The sequence below is a fragment of the Paraburkholderia sp. BR14374 genome, assembly GCF_040948685.1.
GTDB lineage: Bacteria > Pseudomonadota > Gammaproteobacteria > Burkholderiales > Burkholderiaceae > Paraburkholderia > Paraburkholderia youngii.
This window is the reverse complement of the sequence record NZ_JBFPKF010000007.1, coordinates 363,807-384,354: the sequence shown is the minus strand read 5'-3', so window position 1 is coordinate 384,354 and position 20,548 is coordinate 363,807. Positions and strand designations below refer to the sequence as shown.

23 protein-coding genes and 3 pseudogenes are annotated in these 20,548 nt (G+C 59.8%); 11 read left to right on the top strand and 15 right to left on the bottom strand.

What is annotated here, in order from left to right:
• Window positions 1-118, top strand: a pseudogene (locus AB3X86_RS19665) (IS5/IS1182 family transposase); the annotation flags it as partial.
• Here the strand turns inward: AB3X86_RS19665 and ligD are convergent.
• Window positions 115-1,821, bottom strand: a complete 1,707-nt coding sequence (ligD, locus tag AB3X86_RS19660) for a DNA ligase D (RefSeq protein ID WP_368597284.1) — start codon at window positions 1,819-1,821, stop codon at window positions 115-117. The pseudogene AB3X86_RS19665 and the gene ligD sit on opposite strands and share 4 nt — an antisense overlap.
• Window positions 1,822-1,840: 19 nt before the next feature.
• Window positions 1,841-2,419: a GNAT family N-acetyltransferase gene (locus tag AB3X86_RS19655; protein WP_368597283.1), complete on the bottom strand. Its 579-nt coding sequence runs from the start codon at window positions 2,417-2,419 to the stop codon at window positions 1,841-1,843.
• A gap of 1,001 nt (window positions 2,420-3,420) precedes the next feature.
• Between AB3X86_RS19655 and AB3X86_RS19650 the strand changes: the two genes are divergently transcribed.
• Window positions 3,421-3,582 (top strand): DUF1328 family protein, encoded by a 162-nt coding sequence (locus AB3X86_RS19650; RefSeq protein WP_368597282.1) that lies wholly within the window; start codon window positions 3,421-3,423, stop codon window positions 3,580-3,582.
• 440 nt (window positions 3,583-4,022) lie between these two features.
• On the opposite strand, the gene AB3X86_RS19645 is transcribed toward AB3X86_RS19650, so the two are convergent.
• The gene (locus tag AB3X86_RS19645; RefSeq protein ID WP_368597281.1) at window positions 4,023-4,175 is read right to left on the bottom strand and encodes a hypothetical protein; all 153 of its coding nucleotides are present in this window, start codon (window positions 4,173-4,175) and stop codon (window positions 4,023-4,025) included.
• On the opposite strand from AB3X86_RS19645, the gene AB3X86_RS19640 reads away from it, so the two are divergent.
• Window positions 4,174-4,908: a hypothetical protein gene (locus AB3X86_RS19640; protein ID WP_368597280.1), complete on the top strand. Its 735-nt coding sequence runs from the start codon at window positions 4,174-4,176 to the stop codon at window positions 4,906-4,908. The genes AB3X86_RS19645 and AB3X86_RS19640 overlap by 2 nt on opposite strands.
• Before the next feature lie 35 nt (window positions 4,909-4,943).
• Here AB3X86_RS19640 and AB3X86_RS19635 read toward each other — a convergent pair whose 3' ends face one another.
• Together AB3X86_RS19635 and AB3X86_RS19630 are read right to left on the bottom strand one after the other, a co-directional pair.
• Window positions 4,944-5,246, bottom strand: a complete 303-nt coding sequence (locus AB3X86_RS19635; protein ID WP_176378150.1) for a DUF4148 domain-containing protein — start codon at window positions 5,244-5,246, stop codon at window positions 4,944-4,946.
• Between the two features lie 190 nt (window positions 5,247-5,436).
• Window positions 5,437-5,957, bottom strand: a pseudogene (locus AB3X86_RS19630) (phosphate acyltransferase); the annotation flags it as partial.
• On the opposite strand from AB3X86_RS19630, the gene AB3X86_RS19625 reads away from it, so the two are divergent.
• Complete coding sequence (locus AB3X86_RS19625; protein ID WP_368597279.1) at window positions 5,956-6,390, top strand: hypothetical protein; 435 nt, start codon at window positions 5,956-5,958, stop codon at window positions 6,388-6,390. The pseudogene AB3X86_RS19630 and the gene AB3X86_RS19625 overlap by 2 nt on opposite strands.
• A gap of 101 nt (window positions 6,391-6,491) precedes the next feature.
• Window positions 6,492-6,743, top strand: a complete 252-nt coding sequence (locus AB3X86_RS19620; protein ID WP_368597278.1) for an EamA family transporter — start codon at window positions 6,492-6,494, stop codon at window positions 6,741-6,743.
• Here AB3X86_RS19620 and AB3X86_RS19615 read toward each other — a convergent pair.
• Entirely contained in the window at window positions 6,713-7,348 is a 636-nt protein-coding gene (locus tag AB3X86_RS19615; protein WP_176122074.1) for a TetR/AcrR family transcriptional regulator, read from the bottom strand. The two genes, AB3X86_RS19620 and AB3X86_RS19615, sit on opposite strands and share 31 nt — an antisense overlap.
• Before the next feature lie 86 nt (window positions 7,349-7,434).
• Here AB3X86_RS19615 and AB3X86_RS19610 point away from each other — a divergent pair, with 86 nt between their 5' ends.
• On the top strand, window positions 7,435-8,211 hold the full coding sequence (locus AB3X86_RS19610) for an SDR family oxidoreductase (protein ID WP_368597277.1): 777 nt from the start codon (window positions 7,435-7,437) through the stop codon (window positions 8,209-8,211).
• Between the two features lie 32 nt (window positions 8,212-8,243).
• Here the strand turns inward: AB3X86_RS19610 and AB3X86_RS19605 are convergent, their stop codons facing one another.
• A complete protein-coding gene (locus AB3X86_RS19605) occupies window positions 8,244-8,864 on the bottom strand; it encodes a hypothetical protein (protein ID WP_368597276.1) in 621 nt (206 codons plus the stop codon).
• A 61-nt stretch (window positions 8,865-8,925) separates the two neighbouring features.
• A pseudogene (locus AB3X86_RS19600) lies at window positions 8,926-9,432 on the bottom strand (patatin-like phospholipase family protein); the annotation flags it as partial.
• Between the two features lie 129 nt (window positions 9,433-9,561).
• On the opposite strand from AB3X86_RS19600, the gene frmR reads away from it, so the two are divergent.
• Both frmR and AB3X86_RS19590 read left to right on the top strand, forming a co-directional pair.
• A complete protein-coding gene (frmR, locus tag AB3X86_RS19595; protein WP_368597275.1) occupies window positions 9,562-9,837 on the top strand; it encodes a formaldehyde-responsive transcriptional repressor FrmR in 276 nt (91 codons plus the stop codon).
• Window positions 9,838-9,891: 54 nt separating this feature from the next.
• Window positions 9,892-11,001 carry an S-(hydroxymethyl)glutathione dehydrogenase/class III alcohol dehydrogenase gene (locus AB3X86_RS19590; RefSeq protein WP_368597274.1) on the top strand — a complete coding sequence of 370 codons (1,110 nt, stop codon included), beginning with the start codon at window positions 9,892-9,894 and terminating at the stop codon, window positions 10,999-11,001.
• Window positions 11,002-11,141: 140 nt separating this feature from the next.
• On the opposite strand, the gene AB3X86_RS19585 is transcribed toward AB3X86_RS19590, so the two are convergent.
• Both AB3X86_RS19585 and AB3X86_RS19580 read right to left on the bottom strand, forming a co-directional pair.
• On the bottom strand, window positions 11,142-12,290 hold the full coding sequence (locus tag AB3X86_RS19585; protein ID WP_368597273.1) for a 2Fe-2S iron-sulfur cluster-binding protein: 1,149 nt from the start codon (window positions 12,288-12,290) through the stop codon (window positions 11,142-11,144).
• Window positions 12,291-12,297: 7 nt separating this feature from the next.
• Entirely contained in the window at window positions 12,298-13,557 is a 1,260-nt protein-coding gene (locus tag AB3X86_RS19580; RefSeq protein WP_368597272.1) for an SRPBCC family protein, read from the bottom strand.
• A 199-nt stretch (window positions 13,558-13,756) separates the two neighbouring features.
• Here AB3X86_RS19580 and AB3X86_RS19575 point away from each other — a divergent pair, with 199 nt between their 5' ends.
• Window positions 13,757-14,683, top strand: coding sequence for a LysR substrate-binding domain-containing protein (locus tag AB3X86_RS19575; protein ID WP_368597303.1), 927 nt, complete (start codon window positions 13,757-13,759; stop codon window positions 14,681-14,683).
• 109 nt (window positions 14,684-14,792) lie between these two features.
• Here AB3X86_RS19575 and gcvA read toward each other — a convergent pair whose 3' ends face one another.
• Window positions 14,793-15,704, bottom strand: coding sequence for a transcriptional regulator GcvA (gcvA, locus tag AB3X86_RS19570; RefSeq protein ID WP_176366512.1), 912 nt, complete (start codon window positions 15,702-15,704; stop codon window positions 14,793-14,795).
• 218 nt (window positions 15,705-15,922) lie between these two features.
• Between gcvA and AB3X86_RS19565 the strand changes: the two genes are divergently transcribed.
• Complete coding sequence (locus tag AB3X86_RS19565) at window positions 15,923-17,326, top strand: KamA family radical SAM protein (protein WP_368597302.1); 1,404 nt, start codon at window positions 15,923-15,925, stop codon at window positions 17,324-17,326.
• A gap of 70 nt (window positions 17,327-17,396) precedes the next feature.
• Entirely contained in the window at window positions 17,397-17,735 is a 339-nt protein-coding gene (gene fdxA / locus AB3X86_RS19560; RefSeq protein ID WP_368597271.1) for a ferredoxin FdxA, read from the top strand.
• Between the two features lie 15 nt (window positions 17,736-17,750).
• On the opposite strand, the gene AB3X86_RS19555 is transcribed toward fdxA, so the two are convergent.
• The 4 genes from AB3X86_RS19555 to AB3X86_RS19540 all read right to left on the bottom strand — a co-directional run bounded on the left by AB3X86_RS19555 (window position 17,751) and on the right by AB3X86_RS19540 (window position 20,373).
• Window positions 17,751-18,899 (bottom strand): branched-chain amino acid ABC transporter substrate-binding protein, encoded by a 1,149-nt coding sequence (locus tag AB3X86_RS19555; RefSeq protein ID WP_368597270.1) that lies wholly within the window; start codon window positions 18,897-18,899, stop codon window positions 17,751-17,753.
• 114 nt (window positions 18,900-19,013) lie between these two features.
• Window positions 19,014-19,157, bottom strand: a complete 144-nt coding sequence (locus AB3X86_RS19550; RefSeq protein WP_368597301.1) for a proline racemase family protein — start codon at window positions 19,155-19,157, stop codon at window positions 19,014-19,016.
• Between the two features lie 414 nt (window positions 19,158-19,571).
• The gene (locus AB3X86_RS19545) at window positions 19,572-19,736 is read right to left on the bottom strand and encodes a hypothetical protein (protein ID WP_368597269.1); all 165 of its coding nucleotides are present in this window, start codon (window positions 19,734-19,736) and stop codon (window positions 19,572-19,574) included.
• A gap of 142 nt (window positions 19,737-19,878) precedes the next feature.
• A complete protein-coding gene (locus AB3X86_RS19540; protein WP_368597268.1) occupies window positions 19,879-20,373 on the bottom strand; it encodes a hypothetical protein in 495 nt (164 codons plus the stop codon).
• Window positions 20,374-20,548: the final 175 nt, after the last annotated feature.

The window sequence follows — 20,548 nt, the reverse complement described above, 5'->3', positions numbered from 1 at the left end:
TTTCCGGCGTCTCGCACGTGACTATGAACGGCTCCCCGAAACTCTCGCCGGGCTTCATTTTGTCGTCTTCGCAATGCTCATGCTTGTCCACGCCGTGCCAGTACTTCAAAGTTCCTAACACGCTCTAGGACCAAGGACCGCCGAAAAGCGGTCTGGCACCACCCGCGACATGTGACGGGCGACCGCCTGCGCGAACCCCTTCGCTTCACTCCAGGCCTGTCGTCGCGTCAATGGCACGACGACATGGAATCCTTTGCCTCCGCTGGTTTTCGGGAATGACCGCAAACCTATCTCATCGAGCACGACCTTCAGCAGCTCGGCCGCTTCCAGCATTGCGCTCCATGGCAGGTTCGGGTCGGGATCGAGGTCGAAGATGATCCGGTCGGGATGCTCCAGGTCGGGTGCTGCGGCGTTCCAGCAGTGCAGTTCGACAACGCCCATCTGGGCGAGACCGATCAGCGCCTCCGGTTTGTTTGCAACTAGCAGCGGCGGATGCCTCGGATGCAATTCGGGCGGCAGTTCGTCGACGCCGGGAATCTGGAATTTTTCGCTGTGTTTCTGGAAGAACAACTCGCCTTTAATACCGTTTGGCGCGCGAACCAACGCCAACGGCCGGTTATGCAGATGCGGCAACGCCCATTCGGATATCGCAGCGTAGTACTCGACCATGTCGCGCTTGGTGTGCCCGGTCACCTCATCCATGACCCGCTCGGGATTGGATATCCGGATGCCGCCGATCGTCACGGCTCCTTTCGGCCCTGGACGCTGGCGAGTCGAACCCGTATCGGCCTCGACCGGTTCATCCGACTCGACGGCGATCATCGGCTCTTCGGTGATCGAGCCCGCGGCCTTGTCTTCCCGGACCGCGTGAAAAACCGGATGTCGGACTTCGCCAGCGGGCGTCCATTCGAGGAACGAACACTCGACGACGAGCATCGGCTCCAACCAAAGATAGTCGCGGTTTTTTTCCGGTTTGGGAGGGTTGTAGAACGCTGTTTTGCTAGCGGTGACTGTGCTGGCGCGCCGCAGGAAGGCGTGCGCGGCGCGAGGGGACAAGTATGGCTTGACGTTGCCCGCGTAGCGCAGCGACCCATCCTGTTCGTACACGCCGAGCAGCAGGGAATGAACACCTGAGCGCGCACCTTTGGTGCGGGTGAAGCCGCCTACCACGAACTCCTGGCGCAAATTGCATTTGAGCTTGATCCACTCGGTAGATCGTCCGGAGCGGTACGGCGCGTCGCCGCGCTTGCCGATGATCCCTTCGAGCTTCATGCGGCAAGCGGAAGCGACCAGCGACACCGGGTCTTTCGCGAAGTCTTCCGACAATCGCAACACATCGGCGTCCGTTTCATGCATCAATGCGCGAAGAAGCTTGCGACGCTCACGCAACGGGTGTTCACGCAGATCGGTGCCGTTCAGCCAGAGGATATCGAAGACGAACAGGACGATGTCCGCGGTGCTGCGCCGGTCAAAGGCATTCTGAAGCGCATTGAAGTCGGGGCGACCCTCCGCGTCCAACACGACTACCTCGCCGTCGAGCCACACCTCCTCGACTGGCAAAGCCGTGAGTGCGTCGGTCACACTGGGCATACGTGAAGTCCAATCATGTCCGTTGCGGGTAAAGATCTGGACGGTGCCACGCTCGATGCGGACCATCATCCGATAACCGTCGAACTTGATTTCGTACGACCAGTCGCCGCCTGCCGGTGCGCGATCGACCAGCGTAGCGAGCTGTGGCTCGATCAGAACGGGGAACGTTCCGGGCTCACCCACAGGAGTACGGGCGCGACGGGTCCGCGAGGAGTTCCACCGGCTGCTCATGTGATGAGCCTATTCGGCTTCATTGGCGACGGTCAATTCGATCGGCATCGCCACGACCGCGTTCGCGCATTGAACGATCTGGGCCGCCTTGCCTGCCGGTCGTCCAACCAGCCTCTTCACCTGCTGCGGTAAGGAGCAACTTTTCGAAGCAGCACGCGTCGGACTGTTCTACATAGGACCCGTACCGTTGAACCGCCCTGAAGCCGTTGCGCTCATAAAATCGGATCGCGCGCCTGTTTACCGCGCGAGTCTCGAGGACCAGCCTTTGATAACCGGCGGCTGCCGCGTTGACTTCAAGCTGCTGCAGAATCACTTTGCCGACGCCTGAATAATGCGGCCTGCTGTAGATTCTCTTGAGTTCCGCCGTGCGCGAGTCGAAATGCCAGAATGCGCCGCATCCAACCGGTTCCCCGACCAGGGTGCGGGCAACGTAAAACCTTCCATTCGACGAGTGAAAGTCGGCGAGACAAAACCTCGACTGCCCGCCATCGCCTGAAAGTATCGCCAGCGTGGCGCTGAGTTCATCAAGCAGGATTTGTCCATCAAGCGAGGCAGGGTCCTCGCGCCGGACGGTTATGGCAATGCATGACTGAGTCATTGGTCCTCCGTTGACGCGCGTTCGGCTTCAGCCTGTTTTCGTTGCATCAGTGGTCATTCCTGAAACCTCATACGTCCCCGTCGGGATGCAAACATGCGACTGACAAAACGAGTGCCCGAGGAATCTGCTCATCGGACATCGCCTCGCTGTGCCTGTTTACTGCGCACCTGATGCAGCCGTGTCCGACGCGCCTTTAGCGTGTGGGCCTTTCTGTGGGAGTCGGGTCGGCGACCCCGCCGTCGAACCTTTCGACATGGATGTCGAACCACTGGTCGCGCCTGTGTTCGGCGCACTGGTTCCGGCACCACCCTGGCCCGCTCCGTTGGCTCCTCCCGCCACCCCAGCACCAGCGCTCGTCCCACCGCCTCCACCGCCTCCACCGCCTCCACCGCCCTGCCCATACGCCGCGCCGACCGACGCTAGCGCCAATGCAAGACAGACGACTACTGTCTTCGTTGCTTTCATGATTGCCTCCCTTGAATGACCGCAAACTCGCGGCAACGCCGTTGGGCGAATCTGCGCTATACCCGGTGGGGTGCCAGATTTCGCAAGCCGGCATTTCCCGAAGCGCAACGAATATGCCAGACACGCATCATGAGCCAGCATGGCGTCCTTGCCGCGAAATTGACGACGATATGGAAACGTTGACCGCATGGGGCGCTATCTGCGCCGCCGAATGATTTGAAGTAACACGCGCTAGCGCCGGCCAATCGACCTGGTCCACGAGATGCATCGACGCGACGGCAAGGCGGTCGAGCACCGCGGTCGCCTCGGCGAGATAGCAACGGCCCGCTTCTGGCGAGACTTCAAAGCCGCCGGCCGCGATGAATGAGCCGGGTGGTCATTCGTCGGACCATCCATGGAGTACTGCGATAGCTGGCTGATTCCGTTCCCGTCGCATTCATATGCCTGCTCCATCCGGTGAGGAACGGGAGTTGCTGTGACTAAAACGTCAAGCGGGCATATAACGCGAGCTGCCCGCGATGGGAGGAGGACACATCATGTTGTATTACGCCCTTGTATTTTTCATCATTGCGATCATTGCCGCAGCGTTCGGCTTTGGCGGCATCGCTGCAGGTGCAGCCAGCATCGCAAAAATACTTTTCGTCATATTCATTGTGATTTTCCTCGTCACGCTCGTGATGGGCCTCATGCGACGGTGACACGAGACATTGCAAACGCGGGCGCCGTTATGTCGGTGCGAAACATCAGAAAACGCCTCTAACGTCAAATACGGGAGCAGCGCGAACGCGCCGACTTGCTGGGCGAGACTCGCCATGGCGCCTTGAGACGCAGAACATCACCAGGCCAAAAGGCTGCGATGCGGCCATGCCATGAGCCATGCATAGGGTGCTGCCGATGGGCATCGGAACCAGCAGGGCCGAGGACATGAAGTTGCCGAACTGCTGGGCGGTGACGTAGCAGCTTGAGGCCAGGCCGCGTCGCTCCCAAAGCAATCCCCGACGACGACGAGGTCGGTCGCAAACCGACGAGCAATCGAGAGGCTGCGAATAGATGGCTGGCTTCGGTCCGGAAACAGCCCGTCGCGCGGTGTAAAACTTTGTTTGTCGACTGCGGACACGCGCAATAGTGTTCGATGTCTTCATGGATCAGAAAGCGGGTCTTGCTTCGTCGCAATTCTAAAGTTCATACCAGTGATGCCGATAAATGGCTTGCCGGTCCCTGATTTCCAGGGATGGCCATTATTCAAAAGGCGCTGGGCGTCGACGCTCTCAATCCACAGATAGACAATCATGAAGACCAAAGCAATTTCCAAGTTCGTGCTTGCCGCGGGTTTTGTCGTCTCAACACTGCTCACCGGTTGCACTTCGCTTCCGAAAACCGAGCTTGCCGCCAGCAATCGACAAAAGCTCCATACGATCGCCATGTTGGACGTCAAGGAACCGCGCGGAGAGAGCGTGGTCAACTTCGGTGGCGCTGCTGGAGCATTTGGATTGATTGGCGGATTGGTGCAAGCAGGGGTCAACGCCAATCATACGAGTACGTACACGCAGCGTGTGGCAAGCGAAAAAATCGTTTTCGCTCCCGTTGTTGACGATGGCCTTACAGCGCGACTTTCCAATGCCGGCTATCAGCTCGTTGCGTTGCACGGCCAGAGCGTCAAGCTCGCAAGCGATGGCAAGTCGGACGACTTCTCAGATATCAAGACCGACGCGGATGCCATCCTGAACGTGTGGATTACTTCCTTTGGCTATGCATCCCCACCGGACACGAGCGACTTCATTCCGTGGGTCGTTATCCGTGCGCGCCTGCTCGATTCCAAGTCCAGGCAGGACATGTACTTTAAGACATTCGCTTGCGGCTGGGACATCAAGGCCAATTCGATTCATATCGAAGCAGACGCCAAATATCGTTATGGCAGCTTCGGCACGCTGACCGACCAGTTCGATCAGTCGGTGACAGGCCTCAAGGATTGCGAACAGGCGGTCGTTGCAGCAATTGGGCAGGATTTGACAAAGCCGCAGTAAGCGGTTGATAGCCGAAGACGCCCGGCCAACTGCAATCAATGCGGCAGGCACTCAGTTTGGAACCAATAGTCGACCAGGCGCTGGGCCGCTTGCAGATCATCCGGGTAGTACGGGTCGTCATTCCACGGCGACGGGTCGTAACCTGCTTTCCTCAAGGCCGCGAGTTCGTTCTGGTGCTGTGCCAAGGTCGGAGGCGCATTGGTTTTGAGCGCCGCCAGGTCGCGGCACTCCGCCGGGCTGAGATGCCGCCCGGTATATGGCATGCCGCCGACGACACAGCCAGCGAGCAAAAGTACCGCGGCAGGAAGCGTCAATCCTGAATGAAGCGACTTGGTCATAGTACGTGGACTTCCCTTCATTGCATGATAGTACGTCGTCGCGACTGGCGCCTCGTCGCCAGGTCGTTCCTTCATACCGCAGCAACTGGCAAAACGGCCCCGCCATCATCTGAACCGCGCTGGCATCGCGCTCACGTTGTCGAGCGCGCAACGGCCACTGGCATTGGTCCAAAGGAACCTTGCTTTGTACTTAATCGCGATTTGCCTGCAACACCGTGAGCGCGGCCATATTGATGATCCGACGAACCGTCGAACTGGACGTCAGTATGTTGACGGGTGCATTGACGCCGAGCAGGAACGCCCCACAGCAACATTACTTCCTCCCTCCGTCTTCAGCAGGTTATACGCAATATTTGCCGAATCGACGTTTGGACAGACCAGCAGGTTGGCGGCGCCCTTCAGTCGCGACGTGGGTAAAACACGCTGACGCAGCGCTTCATCCAGCGCGCAATCTCCGTGCATTTCGCCGTCGATCTCGATGTCGGGTGCCTGTTCGCTGACGAGTGCCAGTACTTTCCGCATCTTCTCGCCCGATGCAGAACTACCCGAGCCAAAATTCGAACGCGATAACAACGCAACTTTGGGCGACAGATTCAACCATGCTATTTGCGCTGCGGCCGCAATCGTGAACTCCACAATCTGTTCAGCCGTGGGGTTGTCGTTGACGTGTGTGTCGACGAGTGCCAGCGTGCGCTTGTCGAGCAGCAAGATGCGCACGATAAGCCGGGAATCGAACGGCTTTGGAATCAGATACTGCGGCCCGAAGGAAAGATCGTACGCACCATACGCGGCCGCGACAGAGTCGTTCGCCGCGCTTCTTAACCTGGGCAGAGATGGCGTTGCGGGGCTAGTCGAACGTACCTGCCGCTATGCCCGGATGTTTGCCCAAGGTCTCCAGGCCAGTGGCTTTGAAATCCTGAATCCTGTCGTACTCAATCAGGTGCTCGTCTCATTTGGTACCCCGGAGATGACGCGCGCCGTAATTAACCGTCTTCAGGCGGAGGGGATTTGCTGGTGTGGCGGCACAGTATGGCAGGGCCGCGTCGCCATGCGAATCAGCGTCTCCAGTTGGGCCACCACTGAGACGGATGTGCAGACGAGCCTTCGGGCAATGATTCGCGCCGCGCAAGCAGGTGTGCCGTGACGCCGTGCAGACACTGATCAGCAGCCGGGCTGCTTAACTGCTGACTATGGGGTGCGACGCATTTCACGCGTCTATTTGTGGGCTGATTGGTTTAGTTATCAATGGAAGCTATTCATATAGCAGCGGCCCTGCTTGTTCCTTTGCTGTGGGGATTTCAGTTTGTCGTCGTAAAAGCGGGGCTCACGGTGCTGCCACCGCTATTCTTCGCTGGGCTGCGATTTGCCGTGATTGCCGCGATTCTCATTCCCTTCGTGGCACGAATCCGCGGCCCCGAGATTTGGCCGATCCTCCTTATCTTTTACACAACTCCAGACCAATACATTCACGCAACCGGTTTCTTGCGACGAGGTTGAGGCCGAGGCCATGCCGACAGCGCAATATCAGCCAGCCGCTTCAATATTGCCCTGCATGCCCCGTCACAGGCTTGCGCCGACATGCCTTGCACAACCGCCTCGTAAAAGCGGGCGAGAGCTTCGGTGTCGGTTTCAGCGGCAAGCTCACCCTCGGCGACGGCACGGTCGAAGCGTGCCTTGACGGCCTGGAACCAGGACTCCCGCCGCTCGGCGACCGTCCGTGCGACGGACTCGCTCTTTTCGGCATATTGAAGAACAGCCGTCGAAATCATGCAGCCGCGCGGCCTTCCGGGGTCGGTAAAGCGTGCCGCGGCATCGTGCAAGTAGAACGCTATCGCATCATAGGCCGGCATGTCTCCTTGCAGCGCTTCCAGCCACTGCCCGTTCTCACGCTTGCTGATATGGTCGACCGCCTGTCTAAAAAGCTCCTCCTTAGAGCCGAACGTAGCGTAGAGGGACGGCGGCGGAATTCCCATGGCCTCGGTCAGATCGGCTATCGAGGTGCCCTCGTATCCGTGCTCCCAGAACAGCCGCGCGGCGACATCGAGCCCCACGTCGCGCTCCAGCAACCTCGGTCTGCCACGTTTTCGGGCGGGGTGACTCATTTTGTAGCGATTCCTATAAAAAACATTGACAGCGTGTTTCCAGCGTCATTAATATAACGATCACTATTCAATTCGGAAAGGAGTGAATGATGTCTGGAAAACTTTCAAGCAAAACGGCCATCATAACGGGAAGCTCGCGTGGTATCGGCCGTGCTGTGGCACTGGCCTTCGCGCGAGAAGGAGCCGCGCTCATCGGCGTGCATTACGGCAGCAACGCGGATGCCGCTCACGCCACCGTTCGCGAGATCGAGGCCCTCGGAGCAAAAGCCGTCGCCATCAAAGCGGATTTGAACCGCGGGAAGGAAGCAACGGACAGTATCTGGGAGCAGTTCGAGGCAGCCGCGATTGCCGCCACGGGCGAACCTCGGCTTGACATTCTAGTCAACAACGCCGGCATTGCACCCGGGATTCCCTTGTCCGAGACCAGTGAGGCGACCTTCGACGAGGTCCTGACGGTCAACTTCAAGGCACCGTTCTTTCTGATCCAGGCCGTTGCCGATCATCTCCGCGACAATGGACGAATTATCAACGTTTCGACCGGCTTTACGCGAGTGGCCGCGCCAACGCATCCCGCGTACGCCGCATCGAAGGGTGCCGTTGAGACCCTGACGCTGGCGCTTGCTCCCGAGTTCGGGCGTCGCGGCATCACGGTCAATACGGTCATGCCGGGTGTGACGGACACCGACATGAATGCGGAGTGGCTTAGCGTACCGGAGGCGCGCGCCGGCGCGGAGGCCATGTCGGTATTCTCGCGAGTGGGTCGACCTGACGACGTGGCTGACGTGATCACCTTCCTGGCCTCGAATGACGCACGCTGGACTACGGGACAGGTGATCGACGCGACCGGCGGCGCCCGGCTCTAAACATTGATCCCGGGACTGAGCACCGCCTGGGTCTACCGCGATCCCGGCGTCTCCGACGCGAGCCGCCGCGTGAGATTCCCGCGAGCACGCATCTCGCATCTCGCGTGGAAATAGTCCGTGAAATAGATGCGAGGTCGTGCAAGCAGGCTGCCCAGAAACTTTCGCTCCTGCAAGTCATATGCGAGGTCGTCGAGGTCCGAGCGCTCTCTGCGCACGCGCACTCCTTCCGCGAGAAAACGGGATCTCGCTGCGCCTAGGACAGCGAGGTCGATGTCGCATGTAAAGCGCTCATCGAGCTCTTCCGGCGCGCCGGTATGTCGGGTGGCGAGGATCATCGCGCAGATTCGCTCACACATCGCGATGCGATCGCCGGCCGAGCGTCGAAGCCAGTCCGCGCTGCGCCGCTCGTTGTCGCTTGCGCCTGGAACATAAATGATGTCGTGGCACCACAGCGCAAGTTCCACGAGATCAGGATGCGGGATCGCGCTGCGTGCCGCATCGAAATAGCGCAGACAGCGGCGAATGTGACGCAGCGTGTGATAGTGACGAATGGGTTCGCTGTAACGTTGCGCGAGATCGGCATAGACAGCCTCGGCGCGTGCGCCGCCGCAGCGCGTCCATAACTCGACGAAGCGTTCCTGCAAGTGGCTCATCTCTGCTCCTTTGCGCACGTCGGCTCACTACGACTGTCCGCCGCTTTCTTCAGCAGGCTGCTCAGAGAAACTCCGCGCGAATGTCGATGCTGGAGCGTCGACCGATATCCGCGTAGTGCCGCGCGAGCCACGCATCGGCCTGGTTCCGGCCGTTGTCGCGCAGTTCGCAGAGAAAGCTCCAATCCGCGTTGTACTTGCTGGACAGGCCGAGCGCGCACATCGCGGCGTCGGAGCGGATCGAATGAATCAGCATTTCCTTCATCTCGTCCCGATCGAGTTTACCTTGCTGGATCAGATCGGTGACAAATGCAATTGCACGCATCTCGCGCATCAGCGATGAATTGAAGCCGATTTCGCTGATCCGATTCAGAATTCCGGCGGCCGTGACTGGCACGCCGGCGCGTACGAGCGGATTGATGTGGACGATCACCACGTCGCGCGTCTTGCAGTGATAGATCAGCGGATAAATGGCGGGGTTGCCCATATAGCCGCCATCCCAGTAGTGCTGGCCTGCGATCGTCACCGCATGGAACAGCGTAGTCCTGCACGACCAATAGGAATTCATTATGCGCCGGATGCACCATGGGAGCAGTCCGGCTATTCACCTGGTGTTTCGGCCGCCGAATCGCCGGGACACGTATACTCCCCCTAAGTATTGTCATATACTGCCCCCTAGTATCAACACATCGTTGCTGTCATGCCTCATTCCGCCGAAGAAAAGAAACGTGTGCTGACACGCGTGCGCAGGGTTCGCGGCCAACTGGACGCGCTCGAGCGCGCGTTGGAGGACGGCGCCGAGTGCGCTCCGGTGCTCCAGCAACTGGCGGCCATCCGCGGGGCGATCAACGGTGTGATGGCCGGTGTGCTCGAAAGCCATCTGCGCGAGGAGTTCTCGCACCTTGCGGGATCCGCGGATGCCTCATCGGGGTCGATCGACGATGTCGTGACCCTCGTTCGAACCTATCTACGCTAGTTCAATGCGGGAATCCCACCCCGCAATTGGCGCCCCTTTCTTAACAGGACCACTATGAAATCGCGTGCTGCAGTTGCGTTTGCGCCAGGTAAGCCCCTCGAGATCGTCGAGATCGACGTCGAACCGCCTCGCAAGGGCGAGGTGCTGATCAAGATTACGCATACTGGTGTGTGCCATACCGACGCATTCACCCTCTCGGGGGACGATCCCGAGGGCCTCTTCCCAGTCGTGCTCGGTCACGAGGGCGCCGGCATCGTCGTGGAAGTGGGTGAAGGCGTGACGAGCGTCAAACCCGGCGATCACGTGATCCCGCTCTACACCGCGGAATGTGGCGAGTGTCTGTTCTGCAAGAGCGGCAAGACCAATCTGTGCGTGTCCGTGCGCGCCACGCAGGGCAAGGGCGTGATGCCCGACGGCACGACCCGCTTCAGTTACAACGGCCAGCCCCTCTATCACTACATGGGCTGCTCCACGTTCAGCGAGTACACCGTGGTGGCCGAGGTGTCGCTCGCCAGAATCAACCCGCAGGCCAATCGCGAACAGGTGTGCCTGCTCGGCTGCGGCGTGACCACGGGGCTGGGCGCGGTGAAGAACACCGCGAAGGTGCAGGAAGGCGATACCGTCGCCGTATTCGGGCTGGGCGGCATCGGCCTCGCCGTGATCCAGGGCGCCAAGCTCGCCAAGGCTGGCCGCATCATCGCCATTGACACCAACCCGGGCAAGTTCGACCTGGCGCGCGCCTTCGGGGCGACCGACTGCATCAACCCCAAGGATTACGAAAAGCCGATCCAGCAAGTCATCGTCGAAATGACGGGCTGGGGCGTGGACCACAGCTTCGAATGCATCGGCAACGTCAACGTGATGCGTGCGGCGCTGGAATGCGCGCACCGTGGCTGGGGCCAGTCGGTCGTCATTGGCGTGGCCGGTGCGGGTCAGGAAATCTCCACCCGTCCGTTCCAGCTCGTGACCGGCCGCCGCTGGCTCGGCACCGCCTTTGGCGGCGTGAAGGGCCGCTCGGAACTGCCCGGCATGGTGGAAGACGCGATGAAGGGCAAGATCCAGCTCGCGCCGTTCGTTACCCACACAAGGCCGCTGTCTGGCATCAATGAAGCTTTCGATTTGATGCACGAGGGCAAATCGATCCGGACCGTGGTTCATTACTGACACAGAACGACGGAGAGAGGCCCTGGTCTCGGCAGGCTAACCAGGGCATCGGGAAGGCGCGCGAACTTCGCGGGCGCCGCCGTTCGCAGCGGCGGCTGGCCGCGCTATCCGCGCCCTGGGTCCCTCCGGAATGGGAAAAGCTACAGATCGAGAATCAGATCCGAAGTCGGTCGGCTGCAGCACATCAAGCGCATGCCCTTGTCGATTTCACGCGGGCGGATGCCTCCGTTGTGCATCATGTCCACCGAGCCATCGAGCACTTTCGTCTTGCAGGTCCCGCATATGCCCTGGCTGCATGACGATGGCAAGGGCACACCGGCCTTGCGCGCGGCGACGAGCACCGTCTGCGATCCGTCCATCGTGAACGTGCGACCCGAGCGCGCCAGCTGCACCGTATAGCCTATCTGCCCGCTCGCTTCTGCGCTGGGCTCCGCGCCCGGCCCTTCAGCGCGCTCCATAGTCTCCGCGAAGTTGAAGCTTTCCTGATGATATCGGGAAGGATCGTGCCCACCTTCCTCGAGCATCTTTCTGCAAGCGTCCATATAGCCGCCCGGGCCGCAGATGAACACTTCACGATCGCGGTAGTCCGGCACATGCTGGCTCAACAGTCCAAGATCAAGACGCCCCACGGGGCCCGACCGATCCGGCTCGTTCCCAGGCGCCTCGCATACGTGCACGACCCGGAGCTTGTCCGAGAGCGCGCACAAGCACGCAAGCTCGTTGCGAAAGATGATGTCTTCCGGCGTCCGTGCGCTATGAATAAACACGATGTCGCGATTCAGGCCGAGGTCGAGTGCCGCCCGCGTCATTGACATCAGTGGTGTCACGCCCGATCCCGCCGAAAGATACAGAAGCTTTGCAGCGGGGCCCGAAGAAGGTGTGAATACGCCCGAGGGCCCGAAGGCTTTCAGCTCGACACCCTCCCTCATGTTCTCGTGCAGCCAGTTCGACATGACGCCGCCCGGCGTGCGTTTGACCGTAATGGAAAGCGTATGGGGGCGTGTCGGCGGCGAAGAGATCGTGTAGCAACGGCTGACCTCCTTGCCGGCGATCTCGGCCGATACCGTAATGAACTGCCCCGGCTCAAAGCTGAAGAGCCGGCCGTCCCGGGCGCTAAACACGAATGTCCGGACATCGTGCGTTTCAGCGGACACCCGCGTGCACGTGAGCGTGCGCTGCTCGTGACTCGGCCACTGCGTGTCCGCGAGTTCCCACGTGCTCGCACTGCAAAAGCGATCAGGCATTTCCCGACCCGGCTCGATGAAACATGAATCCACGGCAACGTTCATGGCGACCTCAAACTCCGTGCGCTCTCAGCTTCGCGTCGTACCACCGCGAAAACTGATCCAGCGCTGCCTCTGTATAGTTCGAAAACGGCCCCGGGATATAAGCCGGATCCTGCGTGCCTGCGTGCGTGTTCGCGACGAGTTCCGCGTCCTGGTTCGTCGTCGCGATCCAGACCTCGGTTAGCCGCTTCAGGTCATAGTCCACACCTTCAACAGCGTCTGCGTGGACGAGCCAGACCGTGCGCACGAGCGTCTTGTCCGGCGCGAGCGGCAAAAGATAGGCGATCACCGCATGGTCGCTCATCACGTGAGTCCACGAATGATGGCCCCACATGTGGACGTCACCAAGGTCGCGCCGGCTGACTCCGCCGAGCAGTTTCGTGCATGCGACTTTCGTGTCCAGCGTCTGCGATTCGTTGGCCCCCGAGATGACGAGGCGCTGGGTCCGGAAGTTGGTCTCCACACTCTCGTCGAGCGATTCGAACGTGGCGCAGACATAGCCGTCCTTTTCCCAGTTCTCCCGGCAAGCCGCGTTGCGTTTCAGGTAGTCCTCGTAGCTTCGCAGCGATTCTTCGCTCTGGCCGTCCGGACAAAAACCGAAGTCCTCCGCCAGGAACGAGTTTGTCAGTTCCGGATGGGTGCCGGCGCAGTGGTAGCACTCGCGGTTGTTTTCCATCACGAGCTTCCAGTTGCCGTTTTCGACGATCTCCATCTCATGGGCGATCTTCGTTCGCGTCAGATCGTACGGCGCGAAGCGCGGGGCCATCACGGTCTCGAGCTTCTCGAAGTCAGCGGGCGGATTGTCGGCGAGACAAACGAAGATATGCGCGCCCACCGTCTTCACATGGACGGGAATCAGGCTGTGGCAGCTTGCGTCGAAGTCCTTGCCCATATGCGTCGAATGCTTGAGGCTGCCGTCGAGATCATAGGTCCACTGATGGTATGGGCACACGAGCATCCCCACGCTGGCCTTGCCGGCCTTCTTCATGATCCGCGAGCCGCGATGGCGGCAAACGTTGTGATAGGCGCGCACGTTCTCGTCGTCGTCCCGCACGATGACGATCGATGCCCGGCCGATGTCGACCGTGTGGACATCGCCCGGTTCCGGTACATCGGCTGTGACGCCAACGAGAATCCAGAGCTTGTAAAAGAACACCTCGACGTCCGTCTCGAAGACGTCACGACGCCCGAACAACTCGCCGGGCATGCCGTGTCCCTTCTTGCGGCTTTCGATTAGTTCGCGATGCGTTTGAAGCTGAACTTCAGACATGGTGGACCTCGTGGTGAGAACGTTTCGCAGCGCTCGCGGCACTGATATGGCGTTGAGTATTGGATCGTCGAAACGCACCGTCAACGTCCTTTATAAGCCGGTTCACATTCCTTTAAATCATGCGAGAATGCACGTGGGACCGGACTCCTGAACCGGGCATCATGGATCTGCTCTCAAACCAGGGTTCCGCGTGAGCAAGATGAAAACCACCAAAGCAACCAAAGGCTATCGTCGGATCGTTCCCTCGCTGACCGCCCTTGTCGAATTCGAAGCCGTGGCTCGGCTTGGGAGTTTCACTTATGCCGCGAGTGAATTGGGCGTCACGCAGTCCGCAGTGAGTCGACAGGTTAGATTCCTCGAAGAGACGCTCGGCGTTCAACTGTTTCACCGGCTGCACCGTTCGATTGAGCTGACGAGTGAGGGCGAAGCGTTGTACATGGTCGTCGCCGAGTCGATGCAGAAAATCGCCGGCGTGTTCGATCGGCTGGTGACGGGAACCGAATTGCGGGAACTGGTGCTGGTGTCGACGGCCGCCTTTTCGCAATTCCGGCTCTTGCCGCGGCTCGCGAAGCTAAAGAAGCTCGTCCCGCCATTGCAACTGCGGCTGTCGACCGACATGTTCAAAGCGGACCTTCGCCATGTCGAAGTCGATGTCGCCGTGCGCTACGGGGACGGCAACTGGCCGGATGGAACCTCGACTTTGCTGTTCGACGTGGAAGTCTTCCCCGTATGTTCCCCGGAGTTCCTTCGGGAATACGGCACGCCGCGCTCACTCGATGACCTGGCGAAGCTGGCGCTCGTCGAGTCCGACGCTACGACTGAAGGTTGGATGGGCTGGAACGAATGGTTTCGCGCGGTCGGGTACCGGCCTGGGCGACTCAACAAGGTGCTGCGGTGCAGTCTCTACACCGATGCGATTCAAGCCGTGAGATATGGACAGGGAATTGCGTTGGGGTGGAGCCGCCTGGTCGATGACCTGTTGCTCTCAGGAGAACTGGTCCGGATGGACGTGGCGACGTTCCGGCCGAGCGACGCCTATTTCGTCGTGGTTCCGCATGGTCGGACCATCACACCGGTCATTACGCAGCTAATCGAATGGCTGCGGGGAGATCCGGCGCCTCGCTGACTTCTCGCGCAGGGCATCGTCGGTTGTCGCTCAGGCCAAGATATCACCCGATCACCACCACCGGAAAAGCGCTGTGGTGTTTGCTGGTGTAAAGGCGCCTCGGCGACGGTTAGCGGCATCCGCCGAGTTCGACATATCGGCCTGCTTCTGAGAGCATCCATCGCTCGAACGCTTGCACCAGCGGCATATTCTGTTTGCACTCCGGATATACGAGGTAATAGCCCTTGTCGCTGCGCAAGGACAAATTGCACGGCACGATCAATTCTCCCAGTTCCAATTCGTGCGACACGAAGAATCGAGGTACGAGCGCGATACCAAGGCCCGCGCGCGCGGCTTCCACGAGCATTGAAAACAGCTCGTAGCGCTGCCCACGCATGCAGTCGGCGTCGTGAATGCCCGCCTGCGCGAGCCAGTTCCTCCACGCGTCCGGCCGCGCGGACTGATGCAGCAACGTGTAATTCGCGACTTCAGGCGGCTGCAGATCGGTCCGCCCTTTTAGCAACTGCGGGCTGCAAACGGGCGTCATCTCTTCGCCGAAAAGGTACTTTGCGCAAGAGCCCGGCCAGACAGGATCGCCGAAATGGATCGCTGCATCGAACGGCGTGTCGGTAAATAAAAAGGGTTCCGCACGTGTCGTCAGGTTGACCGTCACCCGCTCGTGTTCCGCATAGAACCGGGGAAGACGCGGTATCAGCCAGCGCGTAGCGAATGTCGGTATGACAGCGATTTCGAGGACGCCGCCCGCGTCGCGATGCGCCATTGCGGCCAGCGTGTCACGCTCCAGCCTTCCAAGGTTCTCGCGAACCTGCCTTGCATAGATCTGGCCGATCTCCGTCAGGCTGAGTCGCTTCTTGACGCGATTGAAAAGCGGTACGCCCAGATACTCCTCCAGACTCCCGACCTGCCTGCCGACCGCGCTTTGCGTCAGGGCCAGTTCGTCGGCGCTGCGCGTAAAGCTCAGATGCCGTGCTGCGGCCTCAAACGCAATCAATGCTTCGATACTGGGAATTCTTCGCCTCACGTTCCTTCCTCAAACGCACAACGTTGCGAGTTTATATCGTTTGCGGGCCGGTGGCCGACGACGCCACAATTAATTCCAACTTGCCGAGCGACGGACAACGCACCCGTCCGTTCGGTTGGCTTCACGTTGCAGAAATTTCTTTCGCTTCGATTCATCATCGCCCGGCAACAGTGGCGGTGTTCGTCAGCATCTTTCCAAACCTCACGAAGGATCAGGCCATGACTTTCGACTCGCCCCCTGTAAAGTTCAAACCATATACCCGGCAGACGATCAGCCAGGCGCCACAGTGGCAACACCTTCCTGAATCACTGCGGGAGGCCGTGCAGGTCGTATCGCGTGTCATGCCGTTTCGTACCAACCAGTATGTGATGGACGAACTGATCGACTGGGGCAAGGTGCCCGACGATCCCATCTATCGCCTGACGTTCCCGCATCAGGACATGCTCTCGCCCGCGGACTATTCGAAGCTGCGAGACCTGGTGCTCGTGAAAAAGGACGAGGCCGCCATCGAGGAAACAGTTCGCGGTATCCGGCTGGCGATGAATCCGCACCCGGCCGGGCAGATGACACACAACGTGCCGTTCATGAACGGGCAGCCCGTGAGCGGACTTCAGCACAAGTACAAGGAGACGGTACTTTTCTTCCCGAGCGCCGGGCAGACATGCCACGCGTACTGCACATTCTGTTTCCGCTGGCCGCAGTTCGTGGGCATGGACGATCTCAAGTTCGACGCTCGCGAATCGAGCGAGCTCGTTGCGTACCTCAAGCTCCATCCCGAGGTGACCGACGTGCTGATCACCGGTGGCGACCCGCTCATCATGAACACGCGTTCGCTCGCCGGGTATATCGAACCTCTGCTGGCACCCGAGCTTTCGCACATCCAGAATATCCGCATCGGCACCAAGTCGGTCGCTTACTGGCCACAACGCTATGTGAGCGACAAAGACTCCGACGACTTGCTGCGTCTATTCGAAAAGGTCGTGGCGTCCGGCAAAAATCTCGCGATCATGGGCCACTACAATCATCCGGCCGAACTGCGAACCGAGATCGCACAGCGCGCGGTCAAACGGATCGTCTCGACAGGCGCGACCCTGCGCATGCAGGCGCCGCTGATCCGGCACATCAACGAGGACCCCAACGGGTGGGTGGAACTATGGACGACGGGCGTGCGCCTAGGCGCCATTCCGTACTACATGTTCGTCGAACGCGATACCGGGCCCAGTCATTACTTTGAACTGCCGCTCGCAAAAGCATACGAGATATTCCAGTCTGCTTATCAGCAGGTGTCGGGACTTGCGCGTACGGTTCGCGGCCCGTCGATGAGCGCGTTTCCCGGCAAGGTGGTCATCGACGGCATCGTCACGATTGCCGGCGAAAAGGTGTTTGCCCTGCAGTTTCTCCAGGCACGCAACCCGGACTGGGTGCGTCGCCCCTTCTATGCCAGGTTCGATCCCACCGCGACGTGGCTCCACGATCTCGTTCCGGCTTTCGGTGAAAAGAAATTCTTCTTCGAAACCGATGAAGACACGCCGCATAAGACCGTACACATCATGTCGCGGCACGCTGGCCGGCATGTTCCTGAGTCGACAGTCGAGATACCCGCGGTAACGGCCGAAGCGTAATCCATCGCCAACAACCGGTCCGCTCCCGGCGGACCGGCGTCTTATCGACTCATATTAATAGGGATTCGAAATGACTTACGTGGTAACCGAAAGCTGCATCCGGTGTCGCTATACCGACTGCGTAGAGGTCTGCCCCACCGACTGCTTCCGCCAAGGTCCGAACTTTCTCGCGATCGATCCGGATGAATGCATCGACTGCGGGGTTTGCGCGCCGGAGTGCCCCGTCCACGCGATTGTGCCGTCCGAAGACATTGCCGAGGACCAACTCGGGTTCGTTGAACTGAACGCCGAGCTTGCCAAACAGTGGCCGACGATCGCCGCCCGACAGGCGCCGCTTCCCGACGCCGAGGACTGGAAAGATGTTCGGTCGAAGCTTCGATATCTTCAGAAAGAGTCCGCTGCTTGCTAACCGTCACCCGGCAACTCACCTGGCGCCGATGGTCGTCACGGGCACCCACTTTCCGCCTTTCACCTGATAGAGCGTCGACGTCGGGTGTTTCAGATCTCCGTATGAATCGAATTCGATCTTTCCCGTGATGCCGTTGTACTGAATATTTCGCAACGCAGGCATAAATACCTCGGGTTTTGAGGAATTCGCCTGTTTCATGGCGGTGATAGCGACCCACGCGCAGTCGTAGGCGAATGGCGCGTACGTCAACGTATCCGCGCCGAATCGTTTTTTGAATTTATCCGCGAACGCTTTGCCTTGAGGAAGGGACTCGACTGGCCGTCCGTACTCCCAGGCCATTGCGCCCTCGGCGGCACTGCCGGCAACGCCGATGAAGATGCTGTCGGCAATGCCACCGCTCCCTACGAACTGCGTCCGCATACCGAGTTGTTTCATCCGCCTGGTAAGAAGGGCCGCCTGATTATCGAGGCCGGCAAAATACAGCAGGTCCGCGTTCGCCGCCTTGATATTCGTGAGCTGTGCGTTGAATTCGACGGCCTTGTCGTTGGTGTATTCCGACGCGACGATATGGCCGCCGGCCGCGATGACGGCCTTCTTGAATTCATCCGCGGCACCCTGGCCAAATGCCGTGCGATCGTCCATCACTGCAATGCGCTGCGCCTTGGTGACCGCTACCGCGTACTGCCCTGCATTGCCCGAGTTCTGTGCGTCGGTGGCGATAATACGGAAGACGTTCTTCAGCCCTTGTCGGGTTATGGCCGGGTTCGTGGCGGCGGGGTCTATCAACGGAATGCCGGCTTTGGCGAATATCGGCGACGACGGCAACGCTACTCCGGAGTTGTAGTAGCCCACCACGGCGACCACGCCATCATCGACGAGCTTCTGAGCGACTTGTACGCCAATGCGTGGGTCGCCCTGATCATCGACGGAGTCCAGCTCGAAGCGCACCTCCTGCCCGCCCAACTTCGTGTGCTGGGCGTTGGCTTCTTCGACGGCGAGCCGAACACCACTCTCGATGTCCTTACCGTTGGCGGCTCCGGCGCCGGTCAGCGGCGCTGATACGCCGATCTTCACGACCTCCTGTGCGAACGCCTGACTGCTTGCGAGCAATAAGGCGACGGCAGCCAGTCCAGCCGCAAAGCATTTTTTGGAGGTGTCGAGCATTTGTTTACTCCTGGACGTGCGAACTCCGGCTTCGAGCGGGTGCAGCCGCGCCGAAACCCTTCACGGTCGTCTCGAGGCCGGAACTCGGCTACTTTTGCTTTGCGACAGGATTCATCACCAGATATCACCAGCAGTAAAACCATTCGTGAAAGGATCGCTGGGGTCCAGCACGTATGTACTGAATCCATAGGTCCACGAATGTCCCGACACTGTCGGCACGTGTGGATCAACGGCGTGACGTTGGCCAACGGCGTGAATCTGGCTGGGAGGTACGGCGGCGGCTCGCTAAGTTCGCAGGGACCGCAGTACAAGATTATCGGGTCGGGCACGACCGGCCTTGCACCGAATCCTTCGACCGGCCAGGGCGGATCGATCACATTCGACTGCGCTTACAGCCCGTCCGGCGATGCGGTACGCTGGAGCCCGCCGCTGATCGCCGGGTCCGGTGTTCGTGAGCAATGTGAGCGGCATTAAGCTGAACAAGGCGGTGATCGCGGGCATCACGTACAACACGTCGCTGACCGCACCGGCAACCTGATGCCGGCGCACATGGGCGCGGGCAACCGCTGTCCGTGTGCGCTTGACAGCGGGCAGATCAAGCGACGAAACGACGCGAACCGAGGTACGACTACCACCCCTTGTTCTTTGGCTCCCTGACGCAGTCGTCGTGTCCTATTGCCACTTCGCGTGCTTATGACGATTGCGACCGACTACGTCCCACTGCTTTCTCGCTTCCTTTTGCGCCGACTTGCCGTGATCATGCTGATGTTCTCCGTCGGCTGCTTGACCGGCCTTGGCGCCGCGCCTTGCGAACCTGAACATTTCGGCGATTTTCATCTCGATCTCCTTGTGCGGTAACGACGCCGCAAATCCAGTGTACTGCGGCTGCCAGGTCAAAAGTCGCGACTCGGACCAGCTTGCGTCCGGGTTCTGACCGGGTTTGGCTTTTCCCAGGAAACGCAATGATCGACGCGTCAATTCAAATAACCGTTCTCGTTCTTGTCGCCTCGATCGCTGTCGCGCCCGGGCGCGAATATTTCTGAATCTCAGCGTTGCAGCGCGTCGCGTAGATGAATGTCAGGTCCGAAGCGTCTCGATGCGGCACTTGAAAAGTACCCCAATCCTCGCCTGGTTCGCTGAGGCGGTCACATAACAGTTTGATCACTGCATCCGGCGCGGGTGCGCAGTTCATGAACGGCTTGTGCGACATCAGAAACGTCCGCATTGTCTCTGGTCGTTCCAGATTGAGCGGAACGTGCCACGGCAGCCGGCCAGATGTTCCGTCAAACTGCACATACAACACCGGCGGAGCCTTGAAGTGCATGTGGAACAACCCGTGCACATGGATCGCGAAACGCTCGAAATAGTCCTCCATGCGGGACTGCAGGCTTGAGTGGGAATAAAGAAGTGTCGCGCTCGCGGTGGCTTCCAGACGAAAGGTGACAAACCTTGCTTCGCCTTCCTGTGAAACCACTCCAACTCCGTACTGCCCTATCACCTGAAACGGGGTAGCGCGAGGCGGAGTATAAAAATATCTATCGACGTAAGAGACGGGTTCCCCATCGTCATCATCATCGCGGAAGTTGCGCGCTCGAGAATTCGCGGAGGCTGGATTGCCGGGATTCAATGGGGTGGATCTAACGTCCCTA

What these genes read in the sequence shown, in the direction of transcription:
- ligD (WP_368597284.1), bottom strand. Translation starts at nt 1,821, where the DNA reads ATGAGCAGCCGGTGGAACTCCTCGCGGACCCGTCGCGCCCGTACTCCT.
- AB3X86_RS19655 (WP_368597283.1), bottom strand. Translation starts at nt 2,419, where the DNA reads ATGACTCAGTCATGCATTGCCATAACCGTCCGGCGCGAGGACCCTGCC.
- AB3X86_RS19650 (WP_368597282.1), top strand. Translation starts at nt 3,421, where the DNA reads ATGTTGTATTACGCCCTTGTATTTTTCATCATTGCGATCATTGCCGCA.
- AB3X86_RS19640 (WP_368597280.1), top strand. Translation starts at nt 4,174, where the DNA reads ATGAAGACCAAAGCAATTTCCAAGTTCGTGCTTGCCGCGGGTTTTGTC.
- AB3X86_RS19645 (WP_368597281.1), bottom strand. Translation starts at nt 4,175, where the DNA reads ATGATTGTCTATCTGTGGATTGAGAGCGTCGACGCCCAGCGCCTTTTG.
- AB3X86_RS19635 (WP_176378150.1), bottom strand. Translation starts at nt 5,246, where the DNA reads ATGACCAAGTCGCTTCATTCAGGATTGACGCTTCCTGCCGCGGTACTT.
- AB3X86_RS19625 (WP_368597279.1), top strand. Translation starts at nt 5,956, where the DNA reads ATGCGCACGATAAGCCGGGAATCGAACGGCTTTGGAATCAGATACTGC.
- AB3X86_RS19620 (WP_368597278.1), top strand. Translation starts at nt 6,492, where the DNA reads ATGGAAGCTATTCATATAGCAGCGGCCCTGCTTGTTCCTTTGCTGTGG.
- AB3X86_RS19615 (WP_176122074.1), bottom strand. Translation starts at nt 7,348, where the DNA reads ATGAGTCACCCCGCCCGAAAACGTGGCAGACCGAGGTTGCTGGAGCGC.
- AB3X86_RS19610 (WP_368597277.1), top strand. Translation starts at nt 7,435, where the DNA reads ATGATGTCTGGAAAACTTTCAAGCAAAACGGCCATCATAACGGGAAGC.
- AB3X86_RS19605 (WP_368597276.1), bottom strand. Translation starts at nt 8,864, where the DNA reads ATGAGCCACTTGCAGGAACGCTTCGTCGAGTTATGGACGCGCTGCGGC.
- frmR (WP_368597275.1), top strand. Translation starts at nt 9,562, where the DNA reads ATGCCTCATTCCGCCGAAGAAAAGAAACGTGTGCTGACACGCGTGCGC.
- AB3X86_RS19590 (WP_368597274.1), top strand. Translation starts at nt 9,892, where the DNA reads ATGAAATCGCGTGCTGCAGTTGCGTTTGCGCCAGGTAAGCCCCTCGAG.
- AB3X86_RS19585 (WP_368597273.1), bottom strand. Translation starts at nt 12,290, where the DNA reads ATGAACGTTGCCGTGGATTCATGTTTCATCGAGCCGGGTCGGGAAATG.
- AB3X86_RS19580 (WP_368597272.1), bottom strand. Translation starts at nt 13,557, where the DNA reads ATGTCTGAAGTTCAGCTTCAAACGCATCGCGAACTAATCGAAAGCCGC.
- AB3X86_RS19575 (WP_368597303.1), top strand. Translation starts at nt 13,757, where the DNA reads ATGAAAACCACCAAAGCAACCAAAGGCTATCGTCGGATCGTTCCCTCG.
- AB3X86_RS19565 (WP_368597302.1), top strand. Translation starts at nt 15,923, where the DNA reads ATGACTTTCGACTCGCCCCCTGTAAAGTTCAAACCATATACCCGGCAG.
- fdxA (WP_368597271.1), top strand. Translation starts at nt 17,397, where the DNA reads ATGACTTACGTGGTAACCGAAAGCTGCATCCGGTGTCGCTATACCGAC.
- AB3X86_RS19555 (WP_368597270.1), bottom strand. Translation starts at nt 18,899, where the DNA reads ATGCTCGACACCTCCAAAAAATGCTTTGCGGCTGGACTGGCTGCCGTC.
- AB3X86_RS19545 (WP_368597269.1), bottom strand. Translation starts at nt 19,736, where the DNA reads ATGAAAATCGCCGAAATGTTCAGGTTCGCAAGGCGCGGCGCCAAGGCC.